The 14,618-nt window shown below is 68.5% G+C and carries 17 protein-coding genes; 8 read left to right on the forward strand and 9 right to left on the reverse strand.

Annotated elements, in window-relative coordinates:
* Window position 1: 1 nt before the first annotated feature.
* From ACQ5SP_RS15150 to ACQ5SP_RS15170, 5 genes are read left to right on the forward strand one after another with little or no spacing between them, the layout of a single operon-like run.
* Window positions 2–352 carry a Na+/H+ antiporter subunit C gene (locus ACQ5SP_RS15150; RefSeq protein WP_430939240.1) on the forward strand — a complete coding sequence of 117 codons (351 nt, stop codon included), beginning with the start codon at window positions 2–4 and terminating at the stop codon, window positions 350–352.
* Window positions 349–1,899: a monovalent cation/H+ antiporter subunit D gene (locus ACQ5SP_RS15155; RefSeq protein ID WP_430939241.1), complete on the forward strand. Its 1,551-nt coding sequence runs from the start codon at window positions 349–351 to the stop codon at window positions 1,897–1,899. Before ACQ5SP_RS15150 ends, ACQ5SP_RS15155 begins: the two co-directional genes overlap by 4 nt.
* Window positions 1,899–2,390 (forward strand): Na+/H+ antiporter subunit E, encoded by a 492-nt coding sequence (locus ACQ5SP_RS15160; RefSeq protein WP_430939242.1) that lies wholly within the window; start codon window positions 1,899–1,901, stop codon window positions 2,388–2,390. The genes ACQ5SP_RS15155 and ACQ5SP_RS15160 overlap by 1 nt, the downstream gene beginning before the upstream one ends.
* Window positions 2,387–2,656, forward strand: a complete 270-nt coding sequence (locus tag ACQ5SP_RS15165) for a K+/H+ antiporter subunit F (protein WP_430939243.1) — start codon at window positions 2,387–2,389, stop codon at window positions 2,654–2,656. The genes ACQ5SP_RS15160 and ACQ5SP_RS15165 overlap by 4 nt, the downstream gene beginning before the upstream one ends.
* Before the next feature lie 7 nt (window positions 2,657–2,663).
* Complete coding sequence (locus ACQ5SP_RS15170) at window positions 2,664–3,065, forward strand: Na+/H+ antiporter subunit G (protein WP_430939244.1); 402 nt, start codon at window positions 2,664–2,666, stop codon at window positions 3,063–3,065.
* Here ACQ5SP_RS15170 and ACQ5SP_RS15175 read toward each other — a convergent pair whose 3' ends face one another.
* The 8 genes from ACQ5SP_RS15175 to cydD form a co-directional block, all read right to left on the reverse strand.
* Complete coding sequence (locus ACQ5SP_RS15175; protein WP_430939245.1) at window positions 3,066–4,049, reverse strand: SLAC1 anion channel family protein; 984 nt, start codon at window positions 4,047–4,049, stop codon at window positions 3,066–3,068.
* Between the two features lie 4 nt (window positions 4,050–4,053).
* Entirely contained in the window at window positions 4,054–4,410 is a 357-nt protein-coding gene (locus tag ACQ5SP_RS15180; RefSeq protein ID WP_430939246.1) for a DUF5368 domain-containing protein, read from the reverse strand.
* Window positions 4,411–4,425: 15 nt separating this feature from the next.
* The gene (locus ACQ5SP_RS15185) at window positions 4,426–5,727 is read right to left on the reverse strand and encodes an NAD(P)/FAD-dependent oxidoreductase (RefSeq protein ID WP_430939247.1); all 1,302 of its coding nucleotides are present in this window, start codon (window positions 5,725–5,727) and stop codon (window positions 4,426–4,428) included.
* A 22-nt stretch (window positions 5,728–5,749) separates the two neighbouring features.
* Window positions 5,750–5,884: a cytochrome bd-I oxidase subunit CydX gene (cydX, locus tag ACQ5SP_RS15190; RefSeq protein WP_430939248.1), complete on the reverse strand. Its 135-nt coding sequence runs from the start codon at window positions 5,882–5,884 to the stop codon at window positions 5,750–5,752.
* Between the two features lie 15 nt (window positions 5,885–5,899).
* Window positions 5,900–7,048: a cytochrome d ubiquinol oxidase subunit II gene (gene cydB, locus ACQ5SP_RS15195; RefSeq protein ID WP_430939249.1), complete on the reverse strand. Its 1,149-nt coding sequence runs from the start codon at window positions 7,046–7,048 to the stop codon at window positions 5,900–5,902.
* Window positions 7,049–7,053: 5 nt separating this feature from the next.
* On the reverse strand, window positions 7,054–8,655 hold the full coding sequence (locus ACQ5SP_RS15200; protein WP_430939250.1) for a cytochrome ubiquinol oxidase subunit I: 1,602 nt from the start codon (window positions 8,653–8,655) through the stop codon (window positions 7,054–7,056).
* A 126-nt stretch (window positions 8,656–8,781) separates the two neighbouring features.
* Window positions 8,782–10,440 (reverse strand): amino acid ABC transporter ATP-binding/permease protein, encoded by a 1,659-nt coding sequence (locus tag ACQ5SP_RS15205; RefSeq protein ID WP_430939251.1) that lies wholly within the window; start codon window positions 10,438–10,440, stop codon window positions 8,782–8,784.
* Window positions 10,437–12,122 (reverse strand): thiol reductant ABC exporter subunit CydD, encoded by a 1,686-nt coding sequence (cydD, locus tag ACQ5SP_RS15210; RefSeq protein WP_430939252.1) that lies wholly within the window; start codon window positions 12,120–12,122, stop codon window positions 10,437–10,439. Before cydD ends, ACQ5SP_RS15205 begins: the two co-directional genes overlap by 4 nt.
* Window positions 12,123–12,259: 137 nt before the next feature.
* Here cydD and ACQ5SP_RS15215 point away from each other — a divergent pair, with 137 nt between their 5' ends.
* Together ACQ5SP_RS15215 and ACQ5SP_RS15220 are read left to right on the forward strand one after the other, a co-directional pair.
* Window positions 12,260–12,712 carry an RrF2 family transcriptional regulator gene (locus ACQ5SP_RS15215; protein ID WP_430939253.1) on the forward strand — a complete coding sequence of 151 codons (453 nt, stop codon included), beginning with the start codon at window positions 12,260–12,262 and terminating at the stop codon, window positions 12,710–12,712.
* Window positions 12,713–12,763: 51 nt separating this feature from the next.
* Complete coding sequence (locus ACQ5SP_RS15220; protein ID WP_430939254.1) at window positions 12,764–13,069, forward strand: hypothetical protein; 306 nt, start codon at window positions 12,764–12,766, stop codon at window positions 13,067–13,069.
* Between the two features lie 5 nt (window positions 13,070–13,074).
* On the opposite strand, the gene ACQ5SP_RS15225 is transcribed toward ACQ5SP_RS15220, so the two are convergent.
* Window positions 13,075–13,434, reverse strand: a complete 360-nt coding sequence (locus tag ACQ5SP_RS15225; RefSeq protein ID WP_430939255.1) for a hypothetical protein — start codon at window positions 13,432–13,434, stop codon at window positions 13,075–13,077.
* A 118-nt stretch (window positions 13,435–13,552) separates the two neighbouring features.
* On the opposite strand from ACQ5SP_RS15225, the gene ACQ5SP_RS15230 reads away from it, so the two are divergent.
* A complete protein-coding gene (locus ACQ5SP_RS15230; protein ID WP_430939256.1) occupies window positions 13,553–14,575 on the forward strand; it encodes an aspartate-semialdehyde dehydrogenase in 1,023 nt (340 codons plus the stop codon).
* Window positions 14,576–14,618: the final 43 nt, after the last annotated feature.

Raw genomic sequence — 14,618 nt, forward strand, 5'->3', positions numbered from 1 at the left:
GATGGAACTGCTCGTTGCATCCGCCATCGGGCTGCTGACGGCGGCGGGGGTCTACCTCGTGCTGCGCCAGCGCACCTTCCCGGTCATCATCGGGGTGTCGTTGCTGACCTATGCCGTGAACGTCTTCCTGTTCACGACCGGACGCCTGGCGATCAACCTGCCGCCGGTGCTGCAGGACAAGTCCGGGGCCGGAACCTATACCGACCCGCTGCCGCAGGCGCTGGTGCTGACCGCGATCGTGATCTCGTTCGGGATGACCGCGGTTGTCGTGATGATCGCGCTCAGCGCCTACCTGTCCTCCGACAGTGACCGGATCGACACCGATGCCCGGGGCGAGGAGGACGGCGCATGAGCCACTGGATCATCGCCCCCGTCATCCTGCCGGCCCTGCTGGCCGCGGTGACCATGCTGGCCTTCCGCCACCATATCCTTCTGCAGCGGGTCTTCTCGACGGCCGGGACGGTCCTGCTGCTGGCGATCGCGCTCGGCCTGGCGGTGTCCGCCGCCGGCGGCACCGTCACGGTCTATGATCTCGGCAACTGGCCGGCGCCCTTCGGGATCGTCCTGGTGCTCGACCGGCTCTCGGCGCTGATGGTGCTGCTGACCGCGGCGCTGGCGCTGGGCGTGCAGCTTTACGCGATCGGGTCCGGATGGGACGAGCGCGGCAAGCATTTCCACGCGCTCTTCCAGTTCCAGCTGATGGGCGTCTGCGGCGCCTTCCTGACCGGGGACGCGTTCAACCTGTTCGTCTTCTTCGAGGTGCTGCTGATCGCCTCCTACGGGCTGATGATCCATGGGGGCGGGCCACGCCGGCTGCGGGCGGGCACGCAATACGTGGTCTACAACCTGCTCGGCTCGACGCTGTTCCTCTTTGCGCTCGGCACGATCTACGCCGTGACCGGCACGCTCAACATGGCCGATCTCGCGGTGAAGGTTGGCGAGCTGCCCGCCGACGACACGGCGCTGATCCGGGTCGGCGCGGCGCTGCTGCTGCTGGTCTTCGCGGTGAAGGCGGCGTTGCTGCCGCTGCATTTCTGGCTGCCCGAAAGCTATGCCAACGCGCCCGCACCGGTGGCGGCGCTCTTTGCGATCATGACCAAGGTGGGCGCCTACGCGATCCTGCGGATGTACACGCTGGTCTTCGGCCCCGAGGCCGGGATCGTGGCGGGATCCTTCGATGCCTGGCTGATGCCGGCGGCGCTGCTGACGGTCGCGGTGGGGATGATCGGCATTCTCGGTGCGCGTGACCTCGGGCGGCTGACGGCCTATGCCGCGATCGGGTCCATGGGCACCCTGCTGGTCGCGGTGGCGCTCTTCGCGCCGGGGGCGACGACGGCGGCGCTCTACTACATGATCCATTCCACCTTTGCGACGGCGGCGCTCTTCCTCGTCGCCGACATGGTGATGGAGCGCCGCGGCGCGGACGGCGTCGAGATCCGCGCGGCGCAGCCGATCCCGCAGAACGGCCTGATCGCGTCGATCTTCTTCATATCGGCCATTGCCATGGCCGGTATGCCGCCGCTGTCGGGTTTCATCGGCAAGCTGCTGGTGCTGGATGCCGCGCGTGACGTGCCGGGGGCGACGACGATCTGGGCGGTGATCCTCGTGACGTCGCTGATCGCCATCGTCGGGCTTGCGCGGGCGGGCAGCACCGTCTTCTGGAAAGGCTACGGCATCGTCACGGACGAGACGGACACGGCACCCGCGGCCCCGGCCCGCGGCGGCGGGCTTGCCTTCGTCGCGGCCTTCGGCCTGCTGGCGCCCCTCGTCGGCATGACGCTTGCCGCCGGGCCGGTCACCGCCTATCTGGACGCGACCGCGGCCCAGCTCTACGCGCCGGACGCCTATCTCGACGCGGTGTTGAGCGGGACCCCCGTCAAGGCAGAGGAGGCGCAGTGATGTTCAGCCGGATCCTGCCGCACCCCTACCTGACCCTGTTGCTCGTCGTCGTCTGGATACTGTTGCAGAACACGGTATCGCTCGGCACCTTCGTCTTCGCGCTTATCCTGGGGCTGATCATTCCCATCGTGACCAAGCCGTACTGGCCCGACCGTCCCCGGCTGAAGAACTGGCCGATGATCGTGGAATATGCCCTCGTCGTTCTCTGGGACATCGTGATGGCCAACATCCAGGTGGCCTGGCTGATCCTCTTCAAGCGCAACGCGAACATGCGGCCGAACTGGGTCACGGTCCCGCTGGAACTGCGAACCCCCGAGGCGATCACGGTCCTGGCGGGCACCATCACCATGACCCCCGGCACGGTGTCGAGCGACCTGTCCTCGGAGGGCCACAGCCTGCTGGTCCATTGCCTGCACGCCCCCGACCCGGACGCGGTGCGCGACGAGATCAAGACCCGCTACGAACGCCGGCTGAAGGAGATTTTCGAATGATCGACGCCGCGCTTACATTCGCGTTCGGCTGTTTCGGGCTGGCGATCCTTCTCAATCTCTGGCGCGTGGTCTACGCGCCGGGGGTGGGCGATCGCGTGCTGGCGCTGGACACCATGGTCATCAACGCGATCGCGCTGTTGATCCTCTACGGGGTCAAGGCCGGAACCGAGGTCTATTTCGAGGCCTCGATGATCTTCGCGATGCTCGGGTTTGTCTCCACCGTGGCCTATGCGCGCTTCATGCTGCGCGGCAACATCATCGAATGAGGCGGAGATGCTGAGCCAGATCGCAGAAATCGCCGTCGCCTTCTTCCTCGTCTTCGGGGGCATTTTCGGGCTGGTGGGATCCTACGGGCTGATCAAGCTGGGGGATCCGATGTCGCGCCTGCATGCGCCGACCAAGGCGACGACCCTGGGCGTCGGCGGCGTGCTGATCGCCTCCATGATCCATGCCTGGCTCCTGGAAGGTGACGGATCGTTCCATGAACTGCTGATCACGATCTTCCTGTTCCTGACCGCCCCGATCGTCGCGCATTTCATCGCCAAGGCGCATATTCACCGGCATGTCGCGCCGGAGGAGCTGCCCGAGGCGGGCGCCGACCGGGGCTGGGCCGTCCATGACGTGGATTCGGCCGGCGGGCAGGTCGACAAGGACACCGGCGGCCCCCGGGCCTGATCACTCGGGCTGGCAGATCTCGCGGCGCCGGATCGCCAGCACCGTGCGCAGGACGAGCATGGCCATGATCGCCGCCAGGATCGCCAGCAGCGCCGTCCCGATCGCCAGGTGCGCCGCCGAGCCGGTCGCGGCGGCGAAGGCGAAACTGGCGATGGTCAGCGCCGCCATCGGGAAGGACAGCGCCCACCATGACAGCGCGAAGGGCAGCCGCGGCAGCTTGCGCGCCTGCGTCGCGACGATGGCGAAGAAGACGTATCCCGTGTTGAGCAGGATGCGCGCGAAGGCGTCGATCTGATCCTCGAGCCGCAGATAGGCGAGGAAGGCCACCGCCGGCGGCGCGATCAGGATCACCAGCGTCGGCTGCAGCTTGCCCGGCAGCGGATCGTGAAAGATCAGCCGGTTTATCACCAGCGTCAGCAGCACCAGCCAGAAGACCAGCCCGAGCGAGAAGAAGAGCCAGGACAGCTCGACATGGCCGAGGGGCGCGCCGGCCACCGGCACGATCACGTTGCCGACGGCGGGGATGAACCAGGCCGGGCTGAGATGCTGCGGCTGGAAGGGGCGATGCCCGATCCAGTTGGCGATCACGCTGAGCGTCAGGGCCCCCTGCAGCGCCGTGCCCACCAGCCAGAGCGTCTGCGCGACACCGGGCCAGGTCCCCAGCGTGGCCACCGACAGGAGCAGCAGCGAGATCGAGATCGTCGGGAAGAAGGCGATGCGCACCGGGTGGTTCCATTCCGCCCGGACCTCGTGCGGATATCGCACCGCCTTGAGCGCGTAGCCCGCCGCCACGGCAAGCAGGAGCGCGACCGACACCGCCAGCGCCAGCCGCGAGGCGCCGGCCGCCAGCCCGTAGGCCTGCTCGGCCGCGTGCAGCGCCAGGGTCAGCCCGAGCATTCCCATCACCGTGGCGAAAAAGGTGATCGGGTAGTTGGGCAGGCGCAGCGCCGCCCCGTCGGCGTCGGCCGCTTCGGGGGATGTCATCGGGTCACTCACCGGTCTTCTTGTTCAGGAACATCTCCTGGACGACGTAGACGAGGATGGTCAGCCCGACGGCACCGGCGGCCGCGATGGCGAGCATCACGATGACGTCGATGGGGCCGCCCATGTCGCGCAGGCCCGATTTCGTCATGAAAAAGACGAAGGCGACCGCCGCGACGGCCCCGATGGGCGCCGAAAGCTCGGCACGCAGGAAGGGGCGGCTTTCGAGCCCGCGGTCGCGGATGACGACGTAGATGAAGGCGAGCCCGACGAGCAGGGCCACGACGGCCATGACCCAGAAGAGCCAGGGGCCGAAGATTTCCTCGAAGACGGCGATCAGGGTGCCGAAAGTCAGGTCTTTCATGGGTCTTGCTCCTCCTCAGGCGCGGCCGCGCAGCATGGCGTTATAGGTCGCCTTCAGCGCGATCTCTTTCATCAGCCAGGATATCCAAAGCTCTTCCAGGGGCGCGATGATGCCCGGGAAGGACGGCACGAGATCGTTGTTGTAGTCGAACTCGATCAGCATCGCCCGCCCCACGCGCGTGATCAGCGGGCAGGACGTGTAGCCGTTATAGGTCTCGGTGGCGTCGCGCCCCGCGATGTCGGAGACGAGCTGGTCGACCGCCACGGGCACCTGCCATTTCACGCTGGCCGCGGTCTTGCCCTTGGGCACCCCGGCCACGTCGCCCACCGCGAAGATTTCCGGGAAACGGGTGTGGCGCATGGTGTGGGGGTCGACCTCGACCCAGCCCTGGTCGGTCCACCGGTCGGCCCAGGGCAGGGGCGAGTTGCGGATCACGTCCGGCGCCCGCATCGGGGGGATCACGTTGGTGAAGTCGTAGGGCAGTTCGGCCTCGCCCTCGGGGGTCTCGAAGGTGACCGTCTTCCTGCCCGGGTCGATGGCTTTCATCACGTGGTTGTAGACCGTCTCGAAGCCGCGGTCGTCATAGAGCATCCGGACCTTCTCGTTGACGATGGGCACGCCGAAGAGGCTGCCGGAATGCGCGGCATAGGTGATGTTCGTCTTGCCGCGGGTGCCTTTCTTGCGGGCATAGTCATCCGTCAGGAAGGTGTATTTGAGCGGCGCGCCCGCGCATTTCATCTCGGTCGCGGGGCGAAAGAACAGTCCTTCGCCGCCTTCCTCGGTGAAGCGGTCCATCGCCTGCCAGGTCTTCGCGGCGTAGTCCGGGCCGGCATAGACCGCGCCCACCCCGTCCTTGCCCACGAGGTCGAGCGAGAAACCCTCGATCGCGTCCCAGTCGAGCTTCAGCCCGGTGGCGACCATCAGGTAGTCATAGGCGACCGTGGTGCCGCCGGTCGTGGTGACGGTCCGGGCCTCGGGGTCGATTTCCGCGGCGGCTTCCTCGATCCACTCGGCCGCGCTCGGCAGCCATTCCGCCGTGGTCGAGACCGAGTAGCCGGCGGGTTTCAGCCCGGCGCCGATCAGGGTGAAGCCGGGTTGGTAGAGATGGCGCTTGCGTTCGTCGACGATGGTGATCTTCGCGCCGTCGAGCGCATCGTTCAGCTGGTTGGCAAGCGCCGACCCGGCGGCGCCGGCGCCCAGGATCACGATCCGCGCGTTCGTCGGCACCCTGGCGGCCCGGGCGCTTCCCGTACCGGCGGCGGCCAGCGCGGCACCGCCGGCGGCAAGCCCCAGGAACTGGCGTCTGTTGGTCTGCATTGCGGGATCCTCCTCCTCGCGGTTAGCCCTTGGCCGGGCCGTTGGTGTTGTCTTCCTCCATCCGGGCGTTGTCCTGCTGCAGCTCCAGCCACATGGCGTTGACGACCGCGAACAGCGCGGCGAGCGGGAGCCCCAGGATCCAGGCGAAATACCACATGCGTGCGCTCCTTTTTCAGTAGGCGTGGTCGGAGTCGGTGACGTCGTCCTCGGTGACCTTCCCCCAGAGCACCTTGTAGACCCAGGCGGTGTAAAGAAGGATCAACGGCATGAAGATCACCGTCGAGACCAGCATCACGAAGAGCGTCAGGTGCGAGGACGAGCTGTCCCACACCGTCAGCGAGGCGTCGGGCTGGATGCTGGAGGGCAGGATGACGGGGAACATCGTCAGGCCCACCGTCGCGATGATGCCCAGGATCGAGAGCGACGAGCCCATCAGCGTGAGCACCTCCCGGTTCCGGTGCACCTGGCGGTAGGCCAGCAGCGCGCCCCCGATGCCCAGGATCGGCGCCACGGCGATCCAGGGCCGCGCCCCGTAGGCCGCGAGCCAGCTGCCACCATGGCGGATCTCGGAGAGGAGCGGGTTGGACGGCCCCCCGGTCGCGGCCGGATCGGCCAGGGCATAGGCATCGACCCCCAGGGCCAGCCAGACCCCCGCCAGCACGAAGCCGGCGACGGTGACCAGCGCGGCGGTCGCGGCATAGCGCTTGGCCCGCTCGGCGACGACGCCCTCCGATTTCAGCGCCAGCCAGTTGCCGCCATGCATGACCAGCATCGCCACCGACACGACACCGGCAAGCAGGGCGAAGGGGTTCAGCAGCCCGAAGAAGCCGCCGTCGTAGACGGTCATCAGGTCGTCGTTCAGGCGAAAGGGCACGCCCTGCAGGACGTTGCCCATCGCGACGCCGAAGACCAGCGCCGGCACGAAGCCACCGACGAAGAGCGCCCAGTCCCACGCGCTGCGCCAGGCCGCGCTGTCGCGCTTGGAGCGGTACTTGAAGCCCACGGGGCGCAGGATCAGCGCCGCGAGGATCAGGAACATGGCGATGTAGAAGCCCGAGAAGCTGACCGCGTAGAGCGGTGGCCAGGCCGCGAAGATCGCGCCGCCCCCGAGGATGAACCAGACCTGGTTGCCTTCCCAGACGGGACCGACCGTGTTGATCACGATCCGGCGTTCGACATCGGTCCTGGCGACGAAGGGCAGCAGCGTGCCCACGCCCAGGTCGAAGCCGTCGGTCAGCGCGAAGCCGATCAGGAGAACGCCCAGCAGCAGCCACCAGATGACGCGCAGGATCTCGAAGCTCAGGAATTCATGCAGGATCATGTCGATTACTCCGCAGGATGGGCAACGGACCCGTGCGCCGCCGCCGGGCGGTCGTGGCGCCGGAACCAGTCTTCGACCAGCTCGACGTCCTGGTAGGGACCCTTGCGGATGAACTTGATCATCAGCCCCATCTCGATGACGAACAGCACCGAGTAGAAGGCCACGAAACCGGCCAGCGTCAGGGCGACCTGCGAGATCGAGAGCTGGCTGACCGAGAGCGCGGTCGGCAGCACCCCGTCCACGGTCCAGGGCTGGCGGCCGTATTCGGCCACGAACCAGCCAAGCTCGGCCGCGATCCAGGGCGTGGGGATGATGAAGACGGCGAACCAGAGCGCCGGGCGCGGGAAATCCATTCCCCGGAACGAGGCGCGGTAGAAGAAATACGCCATCACCGCGATGAAGGAGAAGCCGAGCGCGACCATGATGCGGAACGCCCAGAACAGCGGGAAGACCCCCGGGATGGTGTCCTCGGCCGCCATGGCGATCTGCTCGTCGGTGGCCGCGCGCGGATCCTCTACATAGCGCTTCAGAAGCAGCGCGAACCCGAGATCGTCGCTGTGCGCCTCGAAGCGCGCGGTGGCCTCGGGCGCCGCGTCGCCCTTGGCGGCGCGGATGTCCATCAGCGCGTCATAGGCGATCTGGCCCGACCGGATGCGATCCTCGGCCTCGGCGACGAGATCGTTGATGCCGGGCATCTCCTGCGTCAGCGAGCGCGTGCCGATCAGGCCCATCGCGTAGGGCACCTCGATGGCGTAGTGGGTCTCGCGGTTTTCCTTGTCGGGCAGGCCGACCAGGGTGAAGGGCGCGGGCGCGTCGTGGGTTTCCCACATCGCCTCGATCGAGGCGAGCTTCATCTTCTGGGTATGGGTGGCCGAGTAGCCCGACTCGTCGCCCAGCACCACCACCGACAGCGCCGCGGCCAGCCCGAAGCTGGCGGCCACCGCGATGGAGCGGCGGGCGAGTTCCACGTGGCGGTTCTTCAGCAGGTACCAGGCCGAGACGCCCAGCACGAAGACCGCCGCGGTGACGTAGCCCGCCGAGACGGTGTGCACGAACTTCGCCTGCGCCACCTCGTTGAACATGACGTCGAAGAAGCTCGTCATCTCCATGCGCATGGTGACTGGGTTGAACTCCGCCCCCACCGGGTTCTGCATCCAGCCATTGGCAATCAGGATCCAGAGCGCCGAGAAGTTCGAGCCGATCGCGACCAGCCAGGCCACGATCATGTGGGCGACCTTGCTGAGCTTGTCCCAGCCGAAGAAGAACAGCCCCACGAAGGTCGCCTCGAGGAAGAAGGCCATCAGCCCCTCGATCGCCAGCGGCGCGCCGAAGATATCGCCCACGTAGTGGCTGTAGTAGCTCCAGTTCATGCCGAACTGGAACTCCATGGTGATGCCGGTGGCCACGCCCAGCACGAAGTTGATCCCGAACAGCGTGCCCCAGAATTTCGTCATCTGCCGCCAGATGGGGCGGTTGGTCATGACGTAGACCGTCTCCATGATCGCGACGAGGATCGACAGACCCAGCGTCAGCGGCACGAAGAGGAAATGGTACATCGCCGTCATCGCGAATTGCAGGCGGGACAGCTCTACGACGTCCAGTTCCATGGATTGGCTCCTTCGCTCCTGCCCGGAGAAAAGATGACTCCGAGATGTCGGTTCGGCGTCGTTCTGGATCAAAGCGGGCGTGGCGGCTTTGACTCAGATCAAATAAGTAGCATATCCGATATATATTTACTGCGTGATGGATAGGACCCGGTCCGCCCGGTCGATTTCGACGGCGCGATGCGAGGCGGTCAGGATCGCCGCGTCAGGCAGCGCCTTGCGGAGCCCGTCCAGCACCCGGCGCGCCGTGTCCGCATCGAGGCCCTCGGTCGGTTCGTCCAGCAGCAGAACGCGCGGGCGCCGGGCCAGCACGCGCGCCAGCGCCAGCCGCCGGCCCTCGCCGCCGGACAGGCCAGCGCCGCCCTCGCCCAGCCGGGCGTCCGGCCCGCCCATCCGGGCGACGACGTCGTCAAGCGCGACCGTCTCGAGCAGCGCGCGCACTCCGGCGTCGTCGAGGTTCGGATCGGCCAGCGTCAGGGCATCGCGCACCGTCCCGCTCAGCAGGGCGCTGCGCTGGGGCAGGAACGCGACGGTCGCGCGCAGCGCGGTTTCTGGCCAGGCCGTGAGCGGGGCGCCGCGCAGGCGGATCTCGCCCGCCGCCGGTGCGATCAGCCCGGCGGCAAGGGTCAGCGCGCTGCTTTTCCCGCCTCCGCTCGGCCCGGTCAGCGCGACCGTCTCGCCCGCACGAAGCTGGAACGAGAGATCGCGGAAGAGCGGCGCCGCGCCGCCCGGATAGCGCAGCGCGACATTCGCAAAGGCCAGTGCCGGGGCGTCGTCCCGGGGCGCTGGTGCAGCGCGGGCCGCCGCGGGCTGGCCGGTGTCGCGCAGGTCCCGGTCGATGCGCCGCGCCGCGACCAGCGTCCGCCCGAGCTCCGACAGCCCCCGGCGCAGCGGGGCGATCACCTCGGCCAGTGCCAGCGCGGCGAAGAACCCCAGCGCGGCCTGGGCGGGCGTGATCGCCCCGGTCTCGGCCAGCCGCAGACCGAGCAAGAGCGCCAGCGCCGCAGCCAGTGTGGCCGTGGCGGACAGGGCGGCGCCCGCGACCCGGTCGATGCTGTCGACGCGGTTGGCCGCGGCGCGCTGGCGGGCCTCGCGCCGCAGCGCGGCGCGGGTCTGGGCCTGAAGCTGCCCGAAGACGGCCAGTTCCACCCGTGCGCGGAAAAGATCGATCAGCATGGTGCGAAAGGCCTGCATGTGCAATTCCGCGCGCAGCGACGGGCGCGCGGCCCGGCGCAGGGTCCAGGCAAGGGTCGCCGCGGTTCCGCCGAGGACCGCCAGGATCACGGCGGTCGACACCGCCAGGTCGACGAGCCAGGCCAGGATCGCCCAGGCAAGCGCGAGGGTCAGTGCCCCCGAGGCCATCGGGATCACCAGCCGCAGGGAAATGCCATCCAGCGCATCGACATCCGCCGTCAGACGGTTGAGCGCCAGCCCGCCGCGCAGCCGCAGCAGACGCGGATAGGGCAGCCGCATGATGCCGCCGAGCAGATGGACCCGCAGCCCGGCCAGCGCGCGGAGCGTCGCGTCATGGGTCAGCAGACGTTCCCCGTAGCGCGCCCCGGCGCGCCCGAGGGCCAGGAGCCGCACCCCGGCGCTGGGGCGGAAGAAATCGAATCCGATGCCGAGCCCCGCCAGCCCGGCCGCGCCCGCGGCGGTGATGAACCATCCCGAGAGCCCGAGCAGCCCGACACCCGCCATCAGCACCATGGCGGCCAGCGCGGCACCGCGCCAGAAGGCGCGGCTCTGGCCCTGCCAGATCACGCGGAGGAGCGCGAAGAGCGGCTTCATGCCGTATCCCCGAGGGCGATCTGCCGATCCATGCGCGCCACGAGGTCCGGGTCATGGGTGGCGACGATCAGCATCGCGCCGCCGTCGGCCAGCCGCATCAGCCCGTCCGTCACCAGTCGCGCGGTCTCCGGGTCGAGATCGGCCGTCGGTTCGTCTGCCAGGATCACCCCGGGGGACGCGGCCGCGGCGCGGGCGATGGTCAGCCGCCGCGCCTCGCCGCCCGAGACGCCCGCGCCGGTTTCACCGAGCCGCGTGGCGCGGCCCCGCGGCAGCGCGGACACCACCGCGCGGGCCTGCGCCAGATCTAGGGCCTGCTCGACCCTCGCGGCGTTCCCGCCCGCCAGCGCGAGATTGTCTGCAAGGCTGCGGTTCAGGAAATGGGGCGTCTGGGACACCCAGCCGATCCGGGTCCGCCAGGCATCGGCGGTATCGGCCCCGAGAGGCTGTCCGGCCACCTCGATCCGGCCGGACGCGGGCGCGGCCAACCCGGCGAGCAGCGCCAGCAGCGTCGACTTGCCGGCACCGCTCGGCCCGGTCAGGGCGACCCGGCTGCCGGGCGGCAGGTCCAGGTCGGGGAAGAGCAGGCGATGCCCGGCCGCTGTCTCGAAAGCCACCCCGCGCGTGGCGATCCGTGCCGGGCCTGCCAGCGGGGCCGCGGCCGCGCCCTGTCCCGCGATGTTGCGTCGCCCGGCGGCCTCGGCCGCGGCAAGCTCTGCGGCGACCGCGACGGCGGCGGACTTGTCGTGCCAGGCGGCCGCGAGATCGCGGAGCGGCTGGAAGAAATCCGGTGCCATCAGCAGCAGGAAGATGCCGGCGCCGACGCCCAGCGGCGCGCCCCATGTGCCGAAGCCGATCTCGCCCAGAAGCGCGAAGCCGACATAGACCGCGACCATCGCCACGCCAAGCGCTGCGAAAAGCTCGAGCACGGTGGACGACAGGAAGGCGATGCGCAGAACCTCCATCGTCTGCCGGCGAAGCTCGTCCGCCGCGCGGTCGAAACGCGCCAGGGTGCGCGCGCCCGCATCCAGCACGCGAATGTCCACCAGCGCCGAAAGCCGTTCCATCAACAGCCCGTTCAGGCTGCCGATCTCTTCCATCTGGCGTGCGCTCGCCTCGCGGGCGGCAAGCCCCACGAGCGCCATGAAGACCGGGATCAGCGGCCCGGCGACCAGCAGGACCGATCCCACCGCCCAGGAAAACCAGAAGCTCAGGGCCAGGATCGCCGGTGGCAGGATCGCCACCCGCATGCGCGCCGGCTGGTAACGCGTCAGGAAGGGGCGCAGCGCCTCGAGTTTCTGTGCCGCGAGCGCCGTGACCTCGGCCGAGGCGGGGCGGTTCGGATCGAGCGGCCCGCGCAGCGCCTCGTCCTCGATCAGCCGCTGCCGCTCCAGCCCGAGGACCCGGTCGGCGGCATGGGACGCACGCGCCTCGGAGAGCGCCGCGAGCCAGGCGCGGGCCAGCCCCAGCCCCGCGAATCCCGCCGCCAGCACGAGAGGCGGCAGCTGCGGCAGGGCCGGGTCCAGGAGGGCCGCGATGGCAAGGGCGACGATCGCGGCCTGCGGCAGCCAGATCAGCGCCGCGGCGACCGACAGCACACCGGCGCGCCGCAGGTCACGCGCGCCCGGCGCGACAAGTGCCGCAAGCCGGTCCCTGCCGGCGTCCCTGTCCGCGGTTTCCGCCACGTGTGCCCTGCCTAAAGCTATATTCGCGGCACATCTTTAACAGCGGGAAACTGCCCGGAACCTGATCTCGATCAAATCGTGCCGGGGATAAAGCTGTATTCTCGTGGCATGTTTGAAGGCGCAACCGAGACCCTGCCATGCGGCTGACCACTCGCACCAACCTCGCCATGCGCACGCTGATGTTCTGCGCCGTGAACGATGCACGGACCGTTCGGAAATCCGACGTCGCCGAACATTGCAACGCGTCCGAGAATCATCTCGCGCAGGTGGTGAACCTGCTGGGCCAGCGCGGGTTCATCCGCACCGTCCGCGGGCGCAATGGCGGGATAAGGCTGAACCGGCCGGCGGCCGATATCTCCGTCGGGGCGGTGATCCGCGCCTTCGAGGCGGACGTGCCGTTCGCCGAATGCTTCGCCGGGGCGCAGAACACCTGTCCGATCACGCCGTTCTGCCGGTTGAAGCAGTCGCTGGCCGGCGCGGTCGCGGCCTTCTACAGCTATCTCGACGACGTGACGCTGTCGGATCTCGTGGCCGGCAATGCCGGGCTGGAGGGACTGCTCGGCATGCCGTCCGACGCCGCGACGGCCTGAAGGCCGCCTGCCCGACTTGAAAGCCGGGCGCGGGCGCCGTAGGTCCAGACCATGAGGCCCGAGACCAAGATCGCCACCTGCTGTTATTGCGGCACGCGCAGCGTGCTGGAGTTCGACTCCGCCCGGCACGTGTTGCAATGCGCCGCCTGCGGCGCGCCGATCACCAAGATGAAAGCCTTGCGCGCCGATGCGGCGGACCCCGGTCCGGCCCGCCCCCGGAGCCCGTCCAAGCCGTCGCGATACCCCGGTCACGGCGCCCCGGACCGGCCGCGCAAGGGCAAGCGCCGCAAGAAGCGGCGCGGGATGCTCCATTACCTCAAGGAAGCCTTCGACGAGATCGAGGATCTCTTCGACTGACGCGGTCAGCGCAACTCTAGCGTGATCTCCGCGCCGCCCCAGCCATGCACGCTGTCATGGGCGCGGATCGTGACCCGGTCCACCCCGTCGGGCAGCGTGACGCCGGTGAGCGACCGCGTGAAGGGCTGTTCGGCTACGTGCGGATGCAGAAGCTCGCGATACCCGAGCTCGGTGCCGTCGGGGGCAAGGACCGCCCAGCCATCGGCATAGTGGTCCCAGCCCTCGTCGGCGTGGCGCAGCGTGACCTCGAAGCGCCATGTCTCTCCGCCGCGGACGGCCTCGGCCGCGACGATGTCGGCTTCGCCGGCCTGCAGCGGCAGGACGGAGACGAGGCTGGCGGCGAGGGCTTGCGGAACGGTCTTCACTTCGGCCTCCGTGATCGTGCCCCCCAAGGCTACGCCAACAACGCCAATGGTGCATTTCACATTCCCGCTGGGATGCGTTAAGACACGCACAACCGAGATTCCCGATCAGGAGATGACAATGGGTTATCGTGTGGCCGTCGTCGGCGCCACGGGCAATGTGGGCCGCGAAATGCTGAACATCCTGGCCGAGCGCCAGTTCCCGGTGGACGAGCTCGCCGCGCTGGCGTCGCGCCGTTCCCTGGGCACCGAGGTCAGCTTCGGGGACCAGACCCTCAAGACCCAGGACCTCGCCACCTTCGACTTCGAGGGCTGGGACATCGCGCTTTTCGCCATCGGCTCCGACGCGACGAAGGACTACGCGCCCAAGGCCGCGCGGTCGGGCTGCGTCGTGATCGACAACTCGTCGCTCTACCGCTACGACCCGCAGGTCCCGCTGGTGGTGCCCGAGGTCAACCCCGAGGCGGTCGAGGGCTACCGCGAGAAGAACATCATCGCGAACCCGAACTGCTCCACCGCGCAGATGGTCGTGGCGCTGAAGCCGCTGCATGACCGCGCGAAGATCAAGCGCGTCGTCGTGTCGACCTACCAGTCGGTGTCCGGCGCCGGCAAGGAAGGGATGGACGAGCTCTGGGACCAGACCAAGGCGATCTACAACCCGACCGACGAGGTGGCGCCCAAGAAGTTCCAGAAGCAGATTGCCTTCAACGTCATTCCGCATATCGACGTCTTCATGGAGGACGGCTCCACCAAGGAAGAATGGAAGATGGTCGCCGAGACCAAGAAGATCATCGACACCGCGATCAAGGTCACCGCGACCTGCGTGCGGGTCCCGGTCTTCGTCGGCCATGCCGAGGCGATCAACCTCGAGTTCGAGGACCATCTCGACGAAGAGGAAGCCCGCGAGATCCTGCGCCAGGCGCCGGGGATCATGGTCGTCGACAAGCGCGAGGATGGTGGCTACATCACGCCGGTGGAATGCGTGGGGGACTTCGCCACCTTCATCAGCCGCATTCGCCAGGATTCGACCATCGACAACGGGCTGAACCTCTGGTGCGTCAGCGACAACCTGCGCAAGGGCGCGGCGCTGAACGCCGTGCAGATCGCCGAAACGCTGGCCAACCGCGTCCTCAAGAAAGGCTGACCGGCCGAAGAGGGATCTCGAGGGGGCGTCCCGCCGGGGCGCC

The organism is Rhodovulum sp. YNF3179, assembly GCF_050586465.1.
GTDB lineage: Bacteria > Pseudomonadota > Alphaproteobacteria > Rhodobacterales > Rhodobacteraceae > CAJXYS01.

Bases quoted from the DNA above. Each gene is read 5' to 3' on its own strand.
- ACQ5SP_RS15180 (WP_430939246.1), bottom strand. From the start codon at position 4,410: ATGAAAGACCTGACTTTCGGCACCCTGATCGCCGTCTTCGAGGAAATC.
- ACQ5SP_RS15200 (WP_430939250.1), bottom strand. From the start codon at position 8,655: ATGGAACTGGACGTCGTAGAGCTGTCCCGCCTGCAATTCGCGATGACG.
- ACQ5SP_RS15175 (WP_430939245.1), bottom strand. From the start codon at position 4,049: ATGACATCCCCCGAAGCGGCCGACGCCGACGGGGCGGCGCTGCGCCTG.
- cydB (WP_430939249.1), bottom strand. From the start codon at position 7,048: ATGATCCTGCATGAATTCCTGAGCTTCGAGATCCTGCGCGTCATCTGG.
- ACQ5SP_RS15170 (WP_430939244.1), top strand. From the start codon at position 2,664: ATGCTGAGCCAGATCGCAGAAATCGCCGTCGCCTTCTTCCTCGTCTTC.
- ACQ5SP_RS15220 (WP_430939254.1), top strand. From the start codon at position 12,764: ATGAGGCCCGAGACCAAGATCGCCACCTGCTGTTATTGCGGCACGCGC.
- ACQ5SP_RS15150 (WP_430939240.1), top strand. From the start codon at position 2: ATGGAACTGCTCGTTGCATCCGCCATCGGGCTGCTGACGGCGGCGGGG.
- ACQ5SP_RS15230 (WP_430939256.1), top strand. From the start codon at position 13,553: ATGGGTTATCGTGTGGCCGTCGTCGGCGCCACGGGCAATGTGGGCCGC.
- ACQ5SP_RS15205 (WP_430939251.1), bottom strand. From the start codon at position 10,440: ATGAAGCCGCTCTTCGCGCTCCTCCGCGTGATCTGGCAGGGCCAGAGC.
- ACQ5SP_RS15215 (WP_430939253.1), top strand. From the start codon at position 12,260: ATGCGGCTGACCACTCGCACCAACCTCGCCATGCGCACGCTGATGTTC.
- cydX (WP_430939248.1), bottom strand. From the start codon at position 5,884: ATGTGGTATTTCGCCTGGATCCTGGGGCTCCCGCTCGCCGCGCTGTTC.
- ACQ5SP_RS15185 (WP_430939247.1), bottom strand. From the start codon at position 5,727: ATGCAGACCAACAGACGCCAGTTCCTGGGGCTTGCCGCCGGCGGTGCC.
- ACQ5SP_RS15160 (WP_430939242.1), top strand. From the start codon at position 1,899: ATGTTCAGCCGGATCCTGCCGCACCCCTACCTGACCCTGTTGCTCGTC.
- ACQ5SP_RS15165 (WP_430939243.1), top strand. From the start codon at position 2,387: ATGATCGACGCCGCGCTTACATTCGCGTTCGGCTGTTTCGGGCTGGCG.
- ACQ5SP_RS15155 (WP_430939241.1), top strand. From the start codon at position 349: ATGAGCCACTGGATCATCGCCCCCGTCATCCTGCCGGCCCTGCTGGCC.